Below are 1,534 nucleotides of genomic sequence, written 5' to 3'. Positions count from 1 at the left end.
CGCGCTCGAGGTGCTCGCGCCCGGGGTCCGACTCGCCGGCGCCGCCGAGGGTGCTCCCGCCGACGCCGCGTGCGGACTGCCGGCCGCCGATCGGGCCGGCGAGCTCTCCGACGGCCAGCGCCTCCTCTCGATCGACGATGACGCGGCGGCATCGGGATTCTCGGGCTGCTTCCCGTCCGGCGACGGATTCGCACTCGTCGCCGGCACCTCGCCCGACGGCGCCGAGGTGGTCCTGGTGGGCGCCACGACGCCGTTCGCGAACGAGACGGTCGACGAGGCCGGCAACGCGGCCCTCGCGATCGGCCTGCTCGGCGAACGCGACGAGGTCGCCTGGTACCTCCCCGGTCCCGGCGACGCGGATGCCGCCGCCGCGCCGACGCTCACCGAGTTGACGCCGGGCTGGGTGAGCCCGCTCCTCGTCCTCCTCGTGGTCGTCACCGTCGTCGCCGGGATCTGGCGAGGCCGGCGATTCGGTCCGCTCGTCGTCGAGGACCTCCCCGTGCACGTCCCCGCCTCCGAGACCGGGGAGGGCCGGGCTCGCCTCTATGCGCGGAGCTCGGCGCGACTGCGGTCGCTCGACCAGCTGCGGATCGGCGCAATCCGGCGACTGGCCGCCGCGCTCCGCCTGCCACGATCGGCCGAGGTCGACGCAGTGGTCGCGGCCGCAGCGAGCACGACCGGCCGGCCCGCGGCATCCGTTCGCGCACTGCTCGTCGACGCCGAACCGCACGGCGACCGCGACCTGGTCCGCCTCGCCCGCGACCTCGACGAGCTCGAGCGCGCCGTCCGCGCCGGTATCGCACCAGACCAGGCACCAGAAGCCACCGACCCGACAGGAAGGCGACCATGACCGACCCGACCCCCGACGACGCGCAGCTGCGCGGCGCGCTCGACCGCGTCCGCACCGAGGTGGGCAAGGCGGTCGTCGGCCAGGACGGCGCCGTGACCGGCCTCATCATCGCACTGCTCGCCGACGGGCACGTGCTGCTCGAGGGCGTCCCCGGCGTCGCGAAGACGCTGCTCGTGCGGACCCTGAGCAGGACGCTCCGCCTCGAGACGCGACGTGTGCAGTTCACGCCCGACCTCATGCCCGGCGACGTGACCGGCTCGCTCGCGTACGACCCGCGATCCGGCGAGTTCGCGTTCCGCGAGGGGCCGGTGTTCACGAACCTGCTCCTGGCCGACGAGATCAATCGCACGCCTCCCAAGACGCAGTCGGCGCTCCTCGAGGCCATGGAGGAACGGCAGGTCTCGGTCGACGGGGTGACGCGCCCGCTGCCCGCCCCCTTCCTCGTCGCCGCCACCCAGAACCCGATCGAGTACGAGGGCACGTACGCGCTCCCGGAGGCCCAGCTCGACCGCTTCCTGTTGAAGCTCGTGCTCGACGTGCCGGAGCGCGATGCGGAGGTCGCGATGCTCCGACGCCATGCCGACGGCTTCGACCCGCACGACCTCGCCGCCGCCGGCGTCGAACCGGTGCTCGGCGCGGCCGAGCTCCTCGCCGCCCGGGCGGCCGCTCGACGAGTCGGCGTCG

General features: G+C 74.5%; 2 protein-coding genes. Both read left to right on the top strand.

What is annotated here, in order from left to right; genetic code table 11:
- On the top strand, positions 1-850 hold an 850-nt coding region (locus tag ESO86_RS19390), incomplete at its 5' end, for a DUF4350 domain-containing protein (protein WP_165308225.1).
- The coding region (locus ESO86_RS16770; RefSeq protein ID WP_129235938.1) for an AAA family ATPase at positions 847-1,534 on the top strand (688 nt) is incomplete at its 3' end. The genes ESO86_RS19390 and ESO86_RS16770, both read left to right, overlap by 4 nt.

Source organism: Agromyces binzhouensis (assembly GCF_004135055.1).
Taxonomy (GTDB): domain Bacteria; phylum Actinomycetota; class Actinomycetes; order Actinomycetales; family Microbacteriaceae; genus Agromyces; species Agromyces binzhouensis.
The sequence above is the reverse complement of the archived record's forward strand: the minus strand, read 5'-3'. Positions and strand labels throughout refer to the sequence as shown.